Raw genomic sequence first — 346 nt, 5'->3', positions numbered from 1 at the left:
TCTCCCGTGTCTTGAGACACAGTACCATGGGCGCTGGTGTGTTTAACGGCCGAGTTCGAGATGGGATCGGGTTCTGGGCACACCGCTCAAACCACCAGACCGGCGCAGGACAAGGATGTTCGGCAAGTCGCAGCGAAGCGAAGATCCCCGCGCAGGCGGGGACCCCGGTTCAAGCGAACCCTCGGTCCGTTAAGGCTCCGGGTCATTGGTCTCTTTAGTGTCGTGATGCGAACACGGATCATGAGAGCGATCAAGCTCGATCGAGCGATTAGTACTGGTAAGCTCAACGCGTCACCGCGCTTGCACACCCAGCCTATCAACGTGGTGGTCTTCCACGGCTCTCAAG

Annotated in this window: 2 rRNA genes; both read right to left on the bottom strand. The window is 59.0% G+C overall.

Features of this window, described 5'->3' with window-relative positions:
- Positions 1-99, bottom strand: a 5S ribosomal RNA gene (rrf, locus tag J7U37_RS25005); the annotation flags it as partial.
- A 148-nt stretch (positions 100-247) separates the two neighbouring features.
- Positions 248-346, bottom strand: a 23S ribosomal RNA gene (locus tag J7U37_RS25000); the annotation flags it as partial.

Source organism: Methylobacterium sp. 37f, assembly GCF_023093475.1.
Classification (GTDB): domain Bacteria; phylum Pseudomonadota; class Alphaproteobacteria; order Rhizobiales; family Beijerinckiaceae; genus Methylobacterium.
Note: the sequence above shows the minus strand (reverse complement) of the source record. Positions and strands in the feature narration are given on the sequence as shown.